Annotated in this window: 14 protein-coding genes; 2 read left to right on the top strand and 12 right to left on the bottom strand. The window is 49.4% G+C overall.

The window, feature by feature from the left end; all coding sequences use genetic code 11:
* Positions 1-7: 7 nt before the first annotated feature.
* Positions 8-1,168: an ROK family protein gene (locus tag AC4PME_RS06015; RefSeq protein ID WP_491046422.1), complete on the bottom strand. Its 1,161-nt coding sequence runs from the start codon at positions 1,166-1,168 to the stop codon at positions 8-10.
* A 245-nt stretch (positions 1,169-1,413) separates the two neighbouring features.
* Here AC4PME_RS06015 and AC4PME_RS06010 point away from each other — a divergent pair, with 245 nt between their 5' ends.
* A complete protein-coding gene (locus AC4PME_RS06010) occupies positions 1,414-2,340 on the top strand; it encodes a carbon-nitrogen hydrolase family protein (protein WP_491046423.1) in 927 nt (308 codons plus the stop codon).
* Positions 2,341-2,435: 95 nt separating this feature from the next.
* On the opposite strand, the gene AC4PME_RS06005 is transcribed toward AC4PME_RS06010, so the two are convergent.
* From AC4PME_RS06005 to AC4PME_RS05955, 11 genes are all read right to left on the bottom strand, one after another.
* On the bottom strand, positions 2,436-3,395 hold the full coding sequence (locus AC4PME_RS06005; protein ID WP_491046452.1) for a sugar-binding transcriptional regulator: 960 nt from the start codon (positions 3,393-3,395) through the stop codon (positions 2,436-2,438).
* Positions 3,395-4,114, bottom strand: a complete 720-nt coding sequence (locus AC4PME_RS06000; protein ID WP_491046424.1) for an HAD family hydrolase — start codon at positions 4,112-4,114, stop codon at positions 3,395-3,397. Before AC4PME_RS06000 ends, AC4PME_RS06005 begins: the two co-directional genes overlap by 1 nt.
* Positions 4,115-4,211: 97 nt before the next feature.
* Positions 4,212-5,690: a mannitol dehydrogenase family protein gene (locus tag AC4PME_RS05995; RefSeq protein ID WP_491046425.1), complete on the bottom strand. Its 1,479-nt coding sequence runs from the start codon at positions 5,688-5,690 to the stop codon at positions 4,212-4,214.
* Positions 5,691-5,736: 46 nt separating this feature from the next.
* Positions 5,737-6,789, bottom strand: a complete 1,053-nt coding sequence (locus AC4PME_RS05990; RefSeq protein ID WP_491046426.1) for an ABC transporter ATP-binding protein — start codon at positions 6,787-6,789, stop codon at positions 5,737-5,739.
* An 11-nt stretch (positions 6,790-6,800) separates the two neighbouring features.
* A complete protein-coding gene (locus AC4PME_RS05985) occupies positions 6,801-7,631 on the bottom strand; it encodes a carbohydrate ABC transporter permease (RefSeq protein ID WP_491046427.1) in 831 nt (276 codons plus the stop codon).
* A 3-nt stretch (positions 7,632-7,634) separates the two neighbouring features.
* Positions 7,635-8,507 carry a carbohydrate ABC transporter permease gene (locus tag AC4PME_RS05980; protein ID WP_491046428.1) on the bottom strand — a complete coding sequence of 291 codons (873 nt, stop codon included), beginning with the start codon at positions 8,505-8,507 and terminating at the stop codon, positions 7,635-7,637.
* A 71-nt stretch (positions 8,508-8,578) separates the two neighbouring features.
* Positions 8,579-9,889 carry an ABC transporter substrate-binding protein gene (locus AC4PME_RS05975; protein WP_491046429.1) on the bottom strand — a complete coding sequence of 437 codons (1,311 nt, stop codon included), beginning with the start codon at positions 9,887-9,889 and terminating at the stop codon, positions 8,579-8,581.
* 82 nt (positions 9,890-9,971) lie between these two features.
* Positions 9,972-11,324: a carbohydrate porin gene (locus AC4PME_RS05970; RefSeq protein WP_491046430.1), complete on the bottom strand. Its 1,353-nt coding sequence runs from the start codon at positions 11,322-11,324 to the stop codon at positions 9,972-9,974.
* A 633-nt stretch (positions 11,325-11,957) separates the two neighbouring features.
* The gene (gene glmS, locus AC4PME_RS05965; protein WP_491046431.1) at positions 11,958-13,790 is read right to left on the bottom strand and encodes a glutamine--fructose-6-phosphate transaminase (isomerizing); all 1,833 of its coding nucleotides are present in this window, start codon (positions 13,788-13,790) and stop codon (positions 11,958-11,960) included.
* 2 nt (positions 13,791-13,792) lie between these two features.
* Complete coding sequence (locus AC4PME_RS05960; protein ID WP_491046432.1) at positions 13,793-14,578, bottom strand: DeoR/GlpR family DNA-binding transcription regulator; 786 nt, start codon at positions 14,576-14,578, stop codon at positions 13,793-13,795.
* Positions 14,579-14,643: 65 nt separating this feature from the next.
* Complete coding sequence (locus AC4PME_RS05955; RefSeq protein ID WP_491046433.1) at positions 14,644-15,690, bottom strand: Gfo/Idh/MocA family oxidoreductase; 1,047 nt, start codon at positions 15,688-15,690, stop codon at positions 14,644-14,646.
* A gap of 223 nt (positions 15,691-15,913) precedes the next feature.
* Here AC4PME_RS05955 and AC4PME_RS05950 point away from each other — a divergent pair, with 223 nt between their 5' ends.
* Positions 15,914-16,396 (top strand): acyl-CoA thioesterase, encoded by a 483-nt coding sequence (locus tag AC4PME_RS05950; protein ID WP_119503009.1) that lies wholly within the window; start codon positions 15,914-15,916, stop codon positions 16,394-16,396.
* Positions 16,397-16,441 lie beyond the last annotated feature (45 nt).

Here is a 16,441-nt window from a genome sequence, read left to right as displayed (position 1 = left end):
GCCGCAGCTAAACGGAGAAGCTGCGGTTGGTCAATTCCAGTAAGCCCCGCGTGGCAACGTCAGTATCCGGCTCGTAAGTAATAGCAAGGCGGGATGCAATGGCCTGGGTACTTCCATGATGCTCAAGCGCTTCTTTGATGGCGGCCCCCAGGTACTCGTGCAGGATGGCCGTTTCACCGTTTAAGTAGATGTGCCGCACATCCAGCATGGCCATTAGCTGCACGGCAATGTGCCCGAGGACATCCCCTGCCTGGTTAATGATGGCCTGCATGGCCGGATTGCCTACATTGAGCAATTCACTGATATGGTGCAGCTTTTCAACAGGCGTTGCGCCTTTCAGCGTAATACCGGCCTGTTCAGCCTGCTCGAAAATCGCGTTGTAGGTGACGTACTGCTCAGCACAACCGCGGGCGCCGCAATAGCATACCGGACCATGTTTATCGTAAGTCAGATGGCTCACTTCCGGAGCAAGACCATCCGGTCCGGCAATTAATCTGCCATCAACGCAAATACCGGTGCCCAGACCATAACCCAGAAGCAACGCTATATAGCTGTCTTCAAACTGATTAAAGGCGTTGAAATAGAACGTCGAGCACCAGGCAATGTTATACAAATGCACAGGCACACCCAGCGCTTCTTTTAACATGGATGCCAGCGGTACGTTTTGTTCATCCAGTAATTGCGACTGATAAATAATGCCAGTGTGCTGCGCTATTTTTCCCTGAGTAGCAATACATACCGATTTAAGTACATTTACTTCAATACCATGGCCGGCGCATAGTGAACTAACCAGCGCCTGCAGCTTTGCGGAGAATACGGACGGGGAAAACAGGTTTCCTTCTTTGAATGATACCTGCCATGGCTGATTCAAAGAACGGTGCACTTTTCCTGAAACATCCTGCAAGTAAGCACTTACACCTTCAATCGAAACGTACATTGCAACACTGAAGTAATGTCCCTCATTCAGTGCCAACTCTGTTGCCGGCCTGCCTGTACGATCTGAGGAGTCAGTTTCAGCCCCCGGGTTCTCACGAATAAGACCCTCTTCAGCAAGCACTCTGGTCACTTTAGTCAACGCCGGTTTACCCAAACCGGTAGCCTGCGCCAGCGCTACCCGCGAGTACGGTTGTTGACGAAGTAATGCGACGACTTTATTTTTTCCGTTCAAAAGCTGATATTTCGCTAGTGTCTATAGTTAAAACAAGGCCGTTTTCACCAGCCACGCAACAGGCGAAAAACCTGCGTAAGCCTAGAATACCTTATCCGCCGCTTTTCAAAACCGGAAATTCATATTCAGTTGATCTGATCTACGATGGCGCTGAGCATCTGTGCCTGTTTTCCCGAGAAACGGCGTACTATGATTCATATCACATAAACCGGCAATCTCTCTGTTCAACACCGTAAAGGAATTCCATGAAAAAGCGTATATCGGCTTTGCAAATTGGCACTAAACCACAGGGCACTCAGGCGACATTAGAGGCCATTCTCAGTTTTGAAAACGCTATTAAAGAAGCACAAACCGATTTAGTGGTGATGCCCGAGGCTTTGCTTGGCGGCTATCCGAAAGGAGAAATCTTCGGAACCCGTCTTGGCTACCGTTTACCGGAAGGCAGAGAATCCTTTAAACAGTATTTTGATGAAGCCATTGCCGTCCCGGGACCGGAAACCCGTGAACTGGCAGATTTGGCAGCTCGCCTGAATACGAACCTGGTCATAGGCGTTATCGAAAAGCAGGGTTCGACGCTTTACTGTTCCTCCCTGTATTTCACGCCGGAAGATGGCCTGGCGGCAAAGCACCGCAAACTCATGCCCACCGGTACTGAACGCCTGATTTGGGGCCAGGGAGACGGCTCCACCCTGCCCGCCATCAATACCTCAGCCGGGCGGATATCCGGCGCTATCTGCTGGGAAAATCACATGCCCCTGCTTCGTATGGCACTTTATGGCAAAGGTGTCGATATCTGGTGTGCGCCCACCGTGGACGAGCGGGAGATCTGGCAATGTTCCATGCGCCATATCGCTCACGAAGGCAGAATGTTTCTGGTCAGTGCCTGTCAGGTGCAACCGTCTCCGGACGCCTTGGGTATTGAAGTAGAAAACTGGGAGTCACAACGCCCGTTAATTGCCGGCGGCAGTGTTATTGTCAGCCCCATGGGCGATATTCTTGCAGGGCCACTTAAAAACGAAGAAGGCCTTATCACCGCAGACATTGACCTTGAAGATTTAAAACGCGCCCGCTACGACTTCGACGTAAACGGCCATTACGCCAGACCGGATGTCTTCAGCCTGCAGGTTGATGAGTCTGAAAAGAGGTCGGTGGTATATTCAAAGATAAGGTAGTCAGGGAGCCGGCTAATACTCCGGCCCCGGCTTATACTCCTTACAAAATTTCGATGAGTGCGCAACGAAGGAGCCATAGCACCGGAATAACGAAATTAATCACTACTAAGGATTAATTCCGCTGTGTATTCGTTCGTAATGAGCTTATTTATCAGTCCGCTACGCATCGCGCCCATGATGGCGTCTACTTTGATAGCACCCGCGGCAATAGCAACTACCGGGTTAGCAGGATTTTTCACGAGTTTCATGCTGGATACACGCCGGTTCAGCTCGCAGTCGATGATTTCACCTTGCCGGTTAAACACCCAACTTAGCATCTCGCCTACACCACCCATAGTGAAGAGTGACTCCACTTCTTTTTCGCTTACGAAGCCATCTAAAAAGAGTGGAGAGGCTGTACCTAAGTTGCCAATGCCCACAAATGTTGCATCAGCTTTACTGCCTTTTTCAAATATTGGCTTAATATGCGGCTGCTCAAGCAGAAGTGTTTTGTTCTCTGCAGATGGACAGAAAACTGGCAGAGGCATGGGGTAATACTTCGCTTTTACCCTATCAGCCACCCGTACCACCACGTCGTAGGCTGAAGCCGCACCATCATCCATGATATTACCAATCAACGACACAATACTGTGCTGCTGGCAGTTCATAGGCGGCAATTCATCAGCACAAGCGCGTAAAGCACGCCCTGTTCCCATCGCAATAGTTTGCGGTTCCGGAAGTTTGAGATAACGTTCAAGCTCTGCCGCGCCGGCTTGCGCTAAACCGATAATAGCAGAAGGATCCGCGGGATCACTGGGCACAACTTCACAGTTATGAAGCTCAAAGCGATCTTTAATGCGGTGACTAAGCTCCATACAACGGGCAATGGGATGGTCTAGACGCACTTTTATAAGGCCGGCACTAACCGCGAGGGCAACCAGCCGCTGTACCGACTGGCGCGATACTCCGAGCTTGCGTGCAATTTCATCCTGCGTATTGCCGGCGACATGATATAACCAACCCGCCCGGGCCGCATCATCGAGTCTTCTGGCATCGTTTATTGGAGGCGTATTCATCATGACGGGGATTTAATCCTTAATTCAGGGTGCGCGGTAAAAAACTGCGACCAGTGACTTATTACGCGGCTAATGCCGGCAGGTATTGAAATACTGCCAATGGATGCGGGCATATGCGAGCCTCCCTGGAAGTGCCACACTTGCATTCCTGCGGCCACGCCAGCTTGCAATCCCGATAAACTATCTTCAATCACCAGGCAGTTTTTGGGTTCTACCTTTTGCTGCTCTGCAGCGAATAAAAACAGGTCGGGCGCAGGTTTACCATTTTGTACTTGCGAGGCAGTATAAATAGCGTCATCAAAGTAAGACAACAGGCCAGTCGCAGACAGCGCTCTGTTGGTTCTTCCGCGATGGCTTGAAGTCGCCACACAAAAAGGAATATTCAGTTGCGCAACCAGCGACTCAATGCCGTCAACCGGCTGAAGGTGACTGTCAAACCGTTCGAGTAATGCAGATAAATATTGTTGCTCAAACTCTTCACGCAGCAACACGCCAAAATCGCGTTTTACTGTTTCTTTAACACATAGAAAGCTACGTCCGAGAAACTCACGGGTAAAGTACGTCTCGTCAATCACAACACCATAAGTTTCAAGCAATTCCCGAATAACCATGAGACTTATCACTTCACTGTCGATCAACACGCCGTCACAGTCGAAAATGACCAGTTCTACTGGCTCGCCGCCGGGGCCAGAATCGTACATGCTATCGCGATTGTACACAGTCGAAACCTCCCATTCTTATATGCGCAATACAGTTTCCCGCCGCAGCGTCCGGACTCCGGCGGGATGGTACTTTAACGCATTCTTTCAGAGCGGACTACTCAGACTTTCCGGCAATGTAAGCCTCGAGGCACGCCTTCGTGCCTTCCGTCCAGAGCTTGTTCAGCCAGTGACTGAATGCTGCTACAAAGCGTGGATGCTTACCCAGTGGTCCAAACACATCGTCCATACCTAAAAAGGCTTCAGGCATGTTTTTCGCTTCCAGGGCGAGTTTTTGCAGACGCGAAGCCTGCTCGTCGTTCAGCACTGTGTTATTGGCTGCATCCGCTGTATATGCGCAGTAACGACACCATAAAGCAATAACTAGTGACGTCCCTGTTATTGAGCCCTCGCTGTCAACATTCGCCTGGGTGATGGGCAGAATAAACTTAGGTAAACGATTTGAAGGATCTGTACATAAACGCGCAACAGTGTCACCAATTTCCGGATTTGCAAAGCGAGATTCAATGAGGTCCAGATAGTCATTAAAATCAGTCCCCGGCACCGGATTCAAAGTGGGAATGGCTTCATCAATAACCATTTTGCGAACATAATCACGCACTAAAGGATGTAGCATACCTTCATGTACGAATTCCAGACCAAGTAACGCCGAAGGAAATGCCAGTGCGGCATGGCCGCCGTTCAGGATCCGCAGTTTCATGAATTCATGGGCAGTCACATCGTCAACAAATTCAACACCCACCTCTTCTAACGCGGGACGACCTTGCGGGAAATTGTCTTCGATGACCCACTGGCGGAACGGTTCGCAGAACACCGGCGAGGCATCTTCAACACCAAACTCTTTTACCAGGCGCTCAATTTCACGTGCCGTTGTTGCCGGGGTGATACAATCCACCATAGAGTTAGGAAAAGCCACTGACGAACTAATCCATGCTGCAATGTCCTCATCTATGAGCTTTGCCAGGCCCGTTAGCGTTTGACGGGTAACATCGCCATTGTGAGGTACATTATCGCATGTCATGATGGTAAACGGCTCAAGACCCGCAGCACGACGCTGCTTTAAGCCTTCCAGTAATATACCGAATACTGTCTTTGGTGACTGAGGGTTTGCGATATCTGCCTGAATGTCAGGGTGTTCGTGGTGGAAACCTCCGGTTTTCGCATCAATAAAGTAACCACCTTCGGTAATTGTCAGCGATACAATTCGGATTTCAGGTCGACACAAAGCTGCGATAACCTCATTAGCGTCGATATTTAAAAAATCAATCATCGAGCCACACACACGGGCGCTCAATGCATCTTCATCCAGTTCTACAACGGTAGTCAGCCAATCTTGCTTCGCCAGTTTATCGCGCATTGCGGCATCGAAGGACTTCACACCACAACCGACTAATGCCCAATCGTGATCTTTTCCCTGCTCAAATAACTTGTCTAAATAGATTGCCTGGTGTGACCTGTGAAAATTGCCAATGCCGATGTGTAAAATACCAGCTGACAGCTTAGCTCTGTCATATCCCGGCACACTGACATTATCTGGCATTGACGCCAAATTAGATTGATTAAGTTGTATTGTCACAATATTGCTCCTGAAAAAACGAAAACCTTTATTTCGCCCGCAAAACTCATTGAGAAATGGCAGTCACTGTTGCTGACGGGTTGCCGGCAGACTCCTTGCGTATCGCTTTGCCTGAGGCATCGAAATAGTGCTCCTGCCCGGAAACGGGAGAAACAAACACATCATCACCATAGTTGTAAGGGCAGTTACCGTCGGCTCGTACAGTAAGATTCGCCACACCCGGCACATTCACATGCAAGAAAGTGTCAGAGCCGAGATGCTCTGCAACACCAACTTTTCCTTTCCAGGTGCCACTTGTTGATGAGAGCACCAGATGCTCCGGCCGCACGCCCAGGCAGGTCACGGGTTGGCCATTGACTGTGTCATCTACATCAATGAAGTTCATTTTGGGAGATCCGATGAAACCAGCCACAAATTTGTTTACCGGATGACGATACAGTGCCATCGGAGAGCCAACTTGCTCGATATTGCCTGCGTTAAATACCACGATTTTGTCAGCCATCGTCATAGCCTCCACCTGATCGTGGGTAACGTAAATCATGGTGGTTTGAAGATCTTTATGTAGTTGCGAGATTTCCAGACGCATATTCACCCGAAGCGCCGCATCAAGATTCGATAATGGTTCATCAAACAAAAATGCAGCCGGCTCGCGAACGATGGCGCGTCCGATAGCCACACGCTGACGCTGCCCGCCAGATAGCTGACCGGGTCGACGCTCTAAATACGGGGTCAGATTAAGTGTTTGCGCCACCTTCTCTACTTTTTCTTTAATTAAGGCGTCGTCCATTTTGGCGCGCTTTAAGGGAAACGCGATATTGCTGCGCACGCTCATGTGCGGATACAGCGCGTAAGACTGAAACACCATTGCCAACCCTCGCCTGGCGGGCGGGGTTTCGGTGGCGTCCTGACCATCAATTTCGATGGTGCCGCTACTGACATCTTCAAGCCCGGCAATCATGCGCAGCATAGTGGATTTGCCACAACCCGACGGGCCGACGAACACCACGAACTCACCGCTATCGATGGAGAGATCCAGCGGCTTGATAACTTCATGGCCATCAAAATTTTTAGTCACTTGTTTTAAAGTAATATTTCCCATAACGAAATTCCTTATTTCACCGCACCAAACGTTAAGCCACGCACTAATTGCTTCTGACTAAACCAACCGATGATTAAAATTGGGGCAATTGCCAACGTGGACGCGGCAGAAAGTTTTGCGTAGAACAGCCCTTCGGGACTTGAGTAACTGGCAATAAAAGCGGTTAACGGCGCCGCTTTGGCTGCCGTCAGGATCAATGTCCAGAATGCCTCGTTCCACGCCAGAATAATGTTGAGTAGTAAGGTTGAAGCAATGCCGGGCAATGCAATTGGTAAGAGCACGTGCACAATTTCTGAACCAATTGTGGCGCCGTCCATACGGGCTGCTTCCAGGACTTCTGACGGTATCTCGCGGAAGTAGGTATACAACATCCAAATCATGATAGGCAGGTTGATGAGCGTCATCACGATAACCAGGCCTAGTTTGGTATCCAGTAAGTCAAAATCACGGAACAACAGGTAAATGGGCACTAACACACCCACCGGTGGCAACATCTTGGTTGAGAGCATCCACATCAGTACATCTTTAGTACGTTTGTTTGGCACGAAGGCCATTGCCCAGGCTGCAGGAATGGCAATTAACAGTCCAACCAAACTCGACCCTAACGAGATAACCACTGAATTCCAGAAGTGCGCAAAGTAACGGCTTTCTTCTAAAATGGTGGCGTAGTTTTCCAGCGTCCAGTCGAAGAGCAAGAACGACGGCTCAGCGGCCACTGCCTCAATTTCGGTTTTAAAACTGGTTAATACCGTCCATAAAATAGGAAAAAAAATCGCAATACCCACAACCCAGGCGAGAATGGAATACACAATTTTTTGTCTGACTAGTTGTGAATGTCTCATGGGTTACTTCTCCAGGTTTTTGCCAATCATGCGCATCAGGAAAATTGCAACGATGTTTGCAAGGATCACCGCCACAATACCGCCTGCGGATCCTGCGCCCACATCAAAGTCGAGCAACGACTGCGAATAAATCAAATAAGTGATATTGGTCGACGCATAACCCGGTCCGCCGTTGGTTGTGACGAGGATTTCGGCAAACACTGATAACAGGAAAATAGTCTCAATCAGCACAACGGCCGTTATAGCGCGGGAAAGGTGTGGCACCACAATGTAATAAAAGCGAGCAACAGGACCGGCACCATCAAGCTCTGCCGCTTCGAGTTGCTCCTGGTCTAACGATTGAATCGCCGTTAGCAAAATGAGCGCCGCAAAGGGTAACCACTGCCATGACACGATTAAGATGATAGAGGCCATCGGGGCCTGAGAAAGAAAATCATAAGGTTCGAAACCCAGAGACGTGAACAAATGTGCAAAAATGCCGTTCACCGGGTTCATGAACATATTCTTCCACACCAGCGCAGATACGGTAGGCATGACAAAGAACGGGGCTAACACCAATATACGCACAATGTTACGACCCACAATGGCCTGATCAAGTAACACGGCGATGGCGGTACCACCCACGATAGTGATAAACAATACACCGCAAACAAGCTGCAATGTATTAAAAAACGATTCCATGAATGCAGGATCAGTAAGGAAAAACTCGTAGTTCATCCAACCGATAAATTCCTGCATGCCGGGCATGAGTAAATTGTAGTTTTGAAATGAAAAGTAGATGGTCATCGCTAGCGGCACGATCATCCAGATAAACAGCAGTGCCACTGCCGGACTGATCATGACGCGGCTGAGGAACCGGGAACTGGTTGTTGCCATAGAAATGCTCCTGTCAATACCTGTTACAAAAGTACTGCCAGCCGCTAAGGGAAGGCGGCCGGCAGCCTTTATTAATCTTTCGGGTAGCCCGCTTTGCGCATGCTTCTTTCTGCCAGGCGCTGGGCGGTTTTCAGTGCCTGCTCTGGCGTGATATTACCCGCGACTGCGGCAGAGAATTGCTGACCTACAGCGGTTCCCAGGCCCTGAAACTCAGGAATTGCCACAAACTGAACACCCACATAAGGGACAGGCTTCACTGTCGGATTATTCGGGTCTGCCAAATTGATAGATTCCAGGGTCATTTGGGCAAACGGCGCAGCGTTGAGGTAATCCTGATTGGCATAAAGTGATGCGCGCGTTCCCGGTGGCACGTTCGCAATCCCTTTCTCTTCCGCCACCAGGTTTAAGTAACCTTTAGATGTCGCCCACGCGACGAATTTTTCAGCTGCTTTTTTACTGTCTGAGCTACTTGGAATGGCGAGGTTCCACGCCCACAACCAGTTAGCACGCTTGCCCATACCAGCGTCAGGTGCCAACGCAAAACCAACATGATCTGAAACTGAAGACTCAGCCTCATTGGTAACGAAAGAGCCCGCTACAGTAGCGTCAATCCACATACCGCACTTGCCTGTTTGAAACAGCGCCAGGTTTTCATTAAAACCATTAGAAGATGCGCCCGGAGGGCCGTAGTTATGCATCAACTCAGTGTATACATCGAGGGTTTTCTTCCACTCCGGCGTGTTAAACTGTGGCTTCCAGTTTTCGTCGAACCAACGTGCACCAAACGAATTGGCCATTGCAGTCAGCAGTGCAATGTTTTCGCCCCAGCCCGCTTTGCCACGCAGGCAGATACCGTAAACACCGCCGTCTTTATCTGTCATTGCTTCTGCAGCTTTTTGCACGAAATCCCAGGTTGGCTTTTCTGGCATCGTCAGACCGGCTTTTTCCATCAGATCAGTGCGATACATGATCATAGAGCTCTCGGCATAAAACGGCACAGCATACAACGCATCTTCGTACGACAAACCACCACGGATAGAAGGCAGGATATCGTCCACGTCGTAGTCTGCGCCTAAGTTGTTCAGCGGCTCTAACCACCCTTGCTTCGCCCAGATAGGTACCTCATAAGTACCAATGGTGACGACATCGTACTGACCACTACCGGTAGCAATATCAGTAGTAACGCGTTGACGCAGAATGTTTTCTTCTAATGTCACCCACTCCAGTTGAATATCCGGATTTTCGTCGGTGAATGCTTTACTTAAACTTTTCATTGTCACCATATCGCCATTGTTTACTGTGGCGATAGTGACGGTTTCTGCTGCCGCAGGCATGCTTAAAAGCAGGGCAGAACAGATGCTCGTTGCAAGTCGTTTCATCATTTTTCTTTTCCTTCTTTTTTATCTGGCTTCTAATGTTGTCTGGCTGTTTAAAGAGCGGTGCATTGTCTTCACTGCGTCGCGTTTAGAAATTCAAGTCCACCTGGAGGCCCCAAATAACTGCGTTTTCGGCGTCTTCATCACCGTTTGGATTAATGACGTACTGAACACTCGGCATAACAGCAATCGCTGGTGTAATCACATAGTTGTAATTCAACTCAATCGGATACTCATGCTCACGCACTGCCATACTATCGCCAACCATTTCCGCGTTGTATAGACGTTGTGCATTGGTTAATTCACTGCTCACGCTGTTCCGGCCAATAGCCAGACCAACGCGGTCACCGGGGCGCCCGGGAAATGGTGCGTTGATAAATCCACCAAATGCCAACACTTCACCAACACTGGCAATGTCGTTATCCGACCGAATCATGCTGGCGAATAAACGCAAACCGCCACCTGCTGCGTTACGGGTAATTTGCTGTTCAAGGTTGATATAAAAAGCATTGTCTGTGTCCTGTATAACCACTGCATCACCGGTGCTGCCAGCAGGGTAACCTGCTTCATTCACCAGTTTTGTGCGATCCAGACTGCTTCGGACTATTCCCACACGATAATCGCCATCGAGACCGTTTCCATAATCCACTTTGTATTCAATCTCGCCCACCGCGGTAGTACCACTTACGTTTCCTGATGTACCCAATTTCAGTCCCTGGTTCAGGGACATGGTCTCTGGATTTGCGTCGTATGAGCCTGCTTTGATTAACAAGTTATCTGTTAGCTTGTAGGTTACCTGTACACCAAGTGCGCTTAACGGGTCGCCGTACCATGCGCTGCTGATATAGTTTGATGACCCGCCACTACAGAACGTTAAATGCTGAAAAGCACAACTCATGGCAAAAAAATCAGCGCTTGGATAAATACGACCCGCTTTGATGCTTAACTGGCCGTCGAAGAGATGCTGAGTTAACGAGAATTGAGTAAGACGAGTGACGTTCCCGCGTCCAAAAATTTGTTGAGATTGAAGCAGAAAAGGCATGTTCGCCTTGTTGTTAATTAAATCACCATTCCGGTTGGTGACTTCTACTTTAAACTCTGCGCCTGACCAACCCAGTAAAGTGTCTAAATCAAAGTAGCCACCCAGGAAAAACTGATCAGCGTAGGCAACTTCTGAGCTTTCTCCACCTTCCATATTGTATGCCGTTTGGCTGAAGTGACCGAGACGAACATTTACGCCCTTATCAGCTAAATCAGCACGCGCACCACCCCAGTCACCCGTGATGTAACGGTCGGCATTAAAGTCGCCAAAGGCCTGACTACTGAACGAGGGGATAAGCATTAGTGCTGCGGCAGACCCCAGGAAGCGTCGCTTCACAGACTGCTTAGACTGGCACTCAAATGTTGTGTTATTTCCTGCATGTTGTTGGGGGTTTAGCATTAAATGTGTCCTTTGCGTTTAGGCGTAATTTTTATTAACGCGTTGTCGAAGCGTATTTGCTCTTACCACACATCAAATCAGAGCTTTTCACTTCCATTTATTAAATTTGCCACCAAGTGGGCATATGACCAACACGTGAGCATATTCCCTCATTCGTTAAATATTTGTCAACAGGGATAATTGTCATTTTGTTAAAAATTACGGCAAAAAAACTTCACAAAATCAGAAAAAGACATTTAGAATCAACAAGTAAAATAAGATAAAATTTGTTTTAAATTCGTTACAATTTGCGCTAAGTGGCAAATTTACATGTTGAATAGATGTGAGAAATACGGGGCAAAGTAGATATCAGAATGCACACCGCCCCCAAAAGGGAGCAGTGAAGGCCTCTGAATTGTGATGGGTTGATTGCCGGGGTAATAACTAATTGAAAAGCCCGGGCGGCTTTGCGGCTCCGACACTTACCGAATAACGGTGTTTTGGCCTGATGGGACAGTGTACCAGGGCGGAACTCAGCCGGGCTTGCAGGTATAGAGTCGACTTGGCAAACAATTCGGAATTACTCAGAAGAAGTACATTTGATAGCCAAAGTAGAGCTTTAGCTATCAAAGTTATAACTCAATTTCCTGTCACTTACTCCACCGTCACCGACTTCGCCAGGTTACGGGGCTGATCCACATCAGTGCCTTTGATCAGCGCTACGTAGTATGACAGCAACTGCAGCGGCAGAGTGTAAACGATGGGTGCAATGGGGGCTTCGCAGTGCGGCACGTTGATTACCCGCATGGTTTCGTCGCTGGCAAAGTGTGCATCTTTATCTGCGAATACATACATGATACCGCCGCGCGCACGTACTTCTTCTACGTTGGATTTCAGTTTTTCCAGCAGCTCGTTGTTGGGTGCTACCACGATGACAGGCATTTCCTCGTCAATCAGTGCCAGCGGGCCGTGTTTCAGTTCACCTGAGGCGTAAGCTTCTGCGTGAATATAGGAAATCTCTTTCAGCTTCAACGCGCCTTCCATTGCGATAGGATACTGATCGCCACGGCCCAGGAATAATGAATGGTTCTTGTCGGCAAACTCTTCTGCTAAGTCTTCAATACCTTTGGTGATCGCCAGGGTTTCTTCCAGCTTGGCTGGCAAACTGTGAAGAGCACTGACGATGCTGCCATGATCTTTGTCTGACATGCCGTTGTGCTTACCCAGTGCCAGCGTGAGCATGAGGAAAGCGGTTAGCTGAGTCGTGAAAGCCTTAGTCGAGGCAACGCCAATTTCTGCACCGGCGCGGGTCATAAAGGCAAGATCGGATTCCCGTACCAACGATGAGCCGGGTACGTTACAAATGGTCAGGCTGGCCATATAGCCCAGATCTTTCGCCAGACGCAGAGCGGCCAGCGTGTCGGCTGTTTCACCGGACTGGGAAATAGTCACCAGCAGGCTGTTTTCATGTACTACCGATTTGCGGTAACGGAATTCAGAAGCGATTTCGATACCACAGGATACATTCGCGTACTGTTCCAGCCAGTAGCGGGCCGTCATACCGGCATGATAACTGGTACCACAGGCGATGATCTGAACGTGTTTAACCTTTGAGAAAATCTCATCGGCACCGTTGCCGAAAATGTCCGGTAACAGTCCTTTTTCGTCCACCCGCTGTTGCAGCGTGTTACGCACAACCGTTGGCTGCTCATGGATCTCTTTGAGCATGTAATGACGGTAACCCGCTTTATCACCTGCATCGTGTTCGATATTAGATTCAATGACTTCACGCTCAACCGGGTTTCCATTAACGTCAAAAATGCTGACTTCCCGACGGGTAATTTCAGCGACATCACCTTCCTCAAGGAAGATAAAGCGACGCGTCACCGGCAGTAGCGCCATCTGGTCTGAAGCAATGAAATTTTCCCCCAGGCCAAGACCAATTACCAGGGGGCTACCCGAGCGTGCCACGACTACCCGTGACGGGTCTTCACTGTCCATGATGACCGTACCGTAAGCACCGTGGAACTGCTTCACACTGTTTTGTACTGCTTCAAGCAGGCTCACGCCTTTTTGCATTTCAGCATGTACCGTGTGTGCAATGGTTTCCGTGTCGGTGTCACTGGTGAAGGTATAACCTTGAACTTTCAGTGATTCACGCAAGGCTTCGTAGTTTTCAATGATGCCGTTGTGTACAACGGAGATACGCTCACCGGAGCAATGGGGGTGCGCGTTACGTTCAGTTACGCCGCCATGGGTTGCCCAGCGGGTATGCGCGATACCGGTAGAACCCAGCGCTTCACCGTTCGCCACAGCATCTGCCAGTTCCTGTACCTTGCCGGTACGACGGATGCGGGTAAGTTCACCGCCTGATTGTAATAACGCCACACCGGCGGAATCATAACCACGGTACTCAAGGCGCTTTAAGCCTTCCAGTAAGATTTCGACTACATTACGCTCTGCTACAGCGCCGACTATTCCACACATGGTTATTCTCCGTTTGCCGGGGCAATCATTACGGTGACGCCCTGCTGTTCAATTTGTTGTTTAATTGGTTCGCTGATGTGCTCATCGGTTATGAGTACATCAATGTCTTCCCACGCCAGTTCAAGGTTAGGCATGCGGAAGGTAAATTTCTCTGACTCAGCCAGTACCACGACTTTTGCCGCAACACCGGCCATGGCTTTGGAAAGCCCGGTCAGTTCGTTAAACGTGGTACTGCCTCTTTCGACATCCAGCCCGGACGCACCGATGAAGGCCAAATCAAAGCTGTAGGCACTGATCATTTTCTCCGCCATGTTGCCCTGAAACGCCTGCGAATGTGCATCCCACGTTCCGCCGGTCATGAGTACGGTGGGTTCGTTATCTGCGATCGTTAATGCGTTGGCAGCACGCAAAGAATTGGTCATGACAACCAGCTTTTTGTGATTAAGAAAAGGCATGACAGAAGCGGTCGTGTTACCGCTGTCGAGGATCACTTTCGCGCCGTCTGTCACCAGCGAAGCAGCTTTAAGACCAATGGCTGTTTTCGCTGAAGCCGGCGTGGCTGAGGTTTCGCTGTCAGATCCTGTATCCGCCCCGGAAGACGGAAAAGGCGCAGCACCGCCAAATTCACGCAGCACTCGCTTCCCGCCGGCAAGCACGGCAAGATCTTTACGGATAGTCACCTGTGAGGTATTGAACCTGGCGGCCATCTCATCCACATGAACATGGCCGGCCTGATTCACCCATTCAACGATTTCATCACGTCGTTGGCGGGTTTTTCGCTTTTGCATTTCGAAACTTATAAATTACGACATGAAACCAATAAAGCACCTAAAGTTTCGATTTGCAAGATATTTCAGTTATTTTCTTTCATATTTACGTATACAGGCATGACTTTGCCCGTTTCCGCACTTTCGATGGCCAGTTCGATAAGTTTGATCACCGGTATCACCGTCTCCCCGTCTGCGGGCAATTTGGCACCGTTTCTGACAGCTTCACCCAGCTGGCGGTAGAAGGTGACATATTCACCGGCAAGTGTAGGAACAATATTCGCACCCTGCGCCGTAGCCAGTTCACCGAATGCCTCTTCCGGCTCACGGGCCCATTGCGCGTTGTCGAAAGTGAGCCCTTGCTTTAACTGATCTTCCTGAGGATCCAACCCGAATTTCCGGAAACTTCCTTCCGTACCCTGTAATTCAAAACGTAAGGTACGGTTGGCCTGAAATGGCGAACTGCCCAGTTGTACTGTCACGTTGCTGTAAAACAGAGTGAGGTCGAAACTGTCGTCACTTTGTCCGCCTTCACGGGCAATCTGAACAACACCGTGGATCTGTTCCGGTACACCGAACAGTTGCAGCGCCTGGTCGATAAGATGCGGACCTAAGTCCCAGAAGATGCCTGCACCCGGGCCGGCGTTTTCCCGCCAGCGGTCCCGTGGTTGCGGGCGGAACCGGTCAAACCGGGAAACCAGACGCTTAACGTCGCCCACACTGCCGTCGCTGATCAGTTTTTTCAGCGTAAGAAAGTCACCGTCAAAACGACGGTTATGAAATACGCAGAGTTTTTTCTGTTTCTGCGCTGCCAGTGCAACCAGTGCTTCTGCCTCATCACCGGACAAGGTAAAGGGCTTTTCCACCAGCACATGGCAGTCGTTCATCAGCGCCTGCCGGCTCTGCACTTCGTGATAGTTATTCGGAGTAGTGATAACAGCCAGGTCAAAGCGCTGATCAGCGAACGCCTTTCCCATTGAGGCATACACCGGCACGCCCGGTAACACGGCAGCAACGTCGTCCGGACGGGATGACACTACGCCGCTTAAGGTAAATTCAGATAACTGATTTAAAAAAGGGAGATGAAATGTAGTGGCGGAAAAACCGAAGCCCACCAGAAGAGTGCGGATCATGAAAAGTCCTGTGAATCTGTCAGTGGAAGCACCTTACCTTAATCAGCCCGAAGCCACAAAGCACAATGCCCGCTGGCGGTAACAGTAAACAGCGTTTCATCGATAAACACCGTAGTTACGTAACAAAAAATGATGACAAGCGTTGTAAAACAAGGCAATAGTAAAAAGCTAATAAATAGAAGAGAACAGGCAGACGGATTGATACCGTCCTGAGGAGAAGTAGATGGCAAGCAGCAGAGAAGTAACTTTGCGTTTTCTGGCAGAACCGGGTGATCAGAATTTTGGCGGAAAAGTACACGGTGGCGCAGTTATGCGCTGGATTGACCTTGCGGCCTACGCCTGCGCAGCAGGCTGGAGTGGAAAATACTGTATTACTGCTTATGTCGGCGGGATCCGGTTTGTAAAACCTATCCTTGTAGGCAGCCTGGTAGAAGTCACAGCGAAGATTATCTATACCGGTACCACATCAATGCATCTTTCAATTGATGTCAGTGCCAGAGATCCCAAAGAACAGGATAATGCGAAGACGACACACTGTATTGTAATTATGGTGGCCGTTGATGAAAACGGAAAGCCGGCTCCGGTCCCGGAATGGAAACCGGAAACGGAACGGGATATTTATCTGCGGGATTACGCTATCCGTCTTGCCAAAATGCGTACTGACATTCACGAGGAAATGTCGAATACGCTGGCTACATTGGAATGATTACGGCGATGTAATGACCTGGCAGGCGTGAGATACTATAAATAT

Source organism: Alteromonas sp. (assembly GCF_984505615.1).
This window is presented reverse-complemented; position numbering and strand designations above follow the sequence as displayed.

What these genes read in the sequence shown, in the direction of transcription:
- AC4PME_RS06010 (WP_491046423.1), top strand. Translation starts at nt 1,414, where the DNA reads ATGAAAAAGCGTATATCGGCTTTGCAAATTGGCACTAAACCACAGGGC.
- AC4PME_RS06005 (WP_491046452.1), bottom strand. Translation starts at nt 3,395, where the DNA reads ATGAATACGCCTCCAATAAACGATGCCAGAAGACTCGATGATGCGGCC.
- AC4PME_RS05990 (WP_491046426.1), bottom strand. Translation starts at nt 6,789, where the DNA reads ATGGGAAATATTACTTTAAAACAAGTGACTAAAAATTTTGATGGCCAT.
- AC4PME_RS05985 (WP_491046427.1), bottom strand. Translation starts at nt 7,631, where the DNA reads ATGAGACATTCACAACTAGTCAGACAAAAAATTGTGTATTCCATTCTC.
- AC4PME_RS05980 (WP_491046428.1), bottom strand. Translation starts at nt 8,507, where the DNA reads ATGGCAACAACCAGTTCCCGGTTCCTCAGCCGCGTCATGATCAGTCCG.
- AC4PME_RS05975 (WP_491046429.1), bottom strand. Translation starts at nt 9,889, where the DNA reads ATGATGAAACGACTTGCAACGAGCATCTGTTCTGCCCTGCTTTTAAGC.
- AC4PME_RS05970 (WP_491046430.1), bottom strand. Translation starts at nt 11,324, where the DNA reads ATGCTAAACCCCCAACAACATGCAGGAAATAACACAACATTTGAGTGC.
- glmS (WP_491046431.1), bottom strand. Translation starts at nt 13,790, where the DNA reads ATGTGTGGAATAGTCGGCGCTGTAGCAGAGCGTAATGTAGTCGAAATC.
- AC4PME_RS05960 (WP_491046432.1), bottom strand. Translation starts at nt 14,578, where the DNA reads ATGCAAAAGCGAAAAACCCGCCAACGACGTGATGAAATCGTTGAATGG.
- AC4PME_RS05955 (WP_491046433.1), bottom strand. Translation starts at nt 15,690, where the DNA reads ATGATCCGCACTCTTCTGGTGGGCTTCGGTTTTTCCGCCACTACATTT.
- AC4PME_RS05950 (WP_119503009.1), top strand. Translation starts at nt 15,914, where the DNA reads ATGGCAAGCAGCAGAGAAGTAACTTTGCGTTTTCTGGCAGAACCGGGT.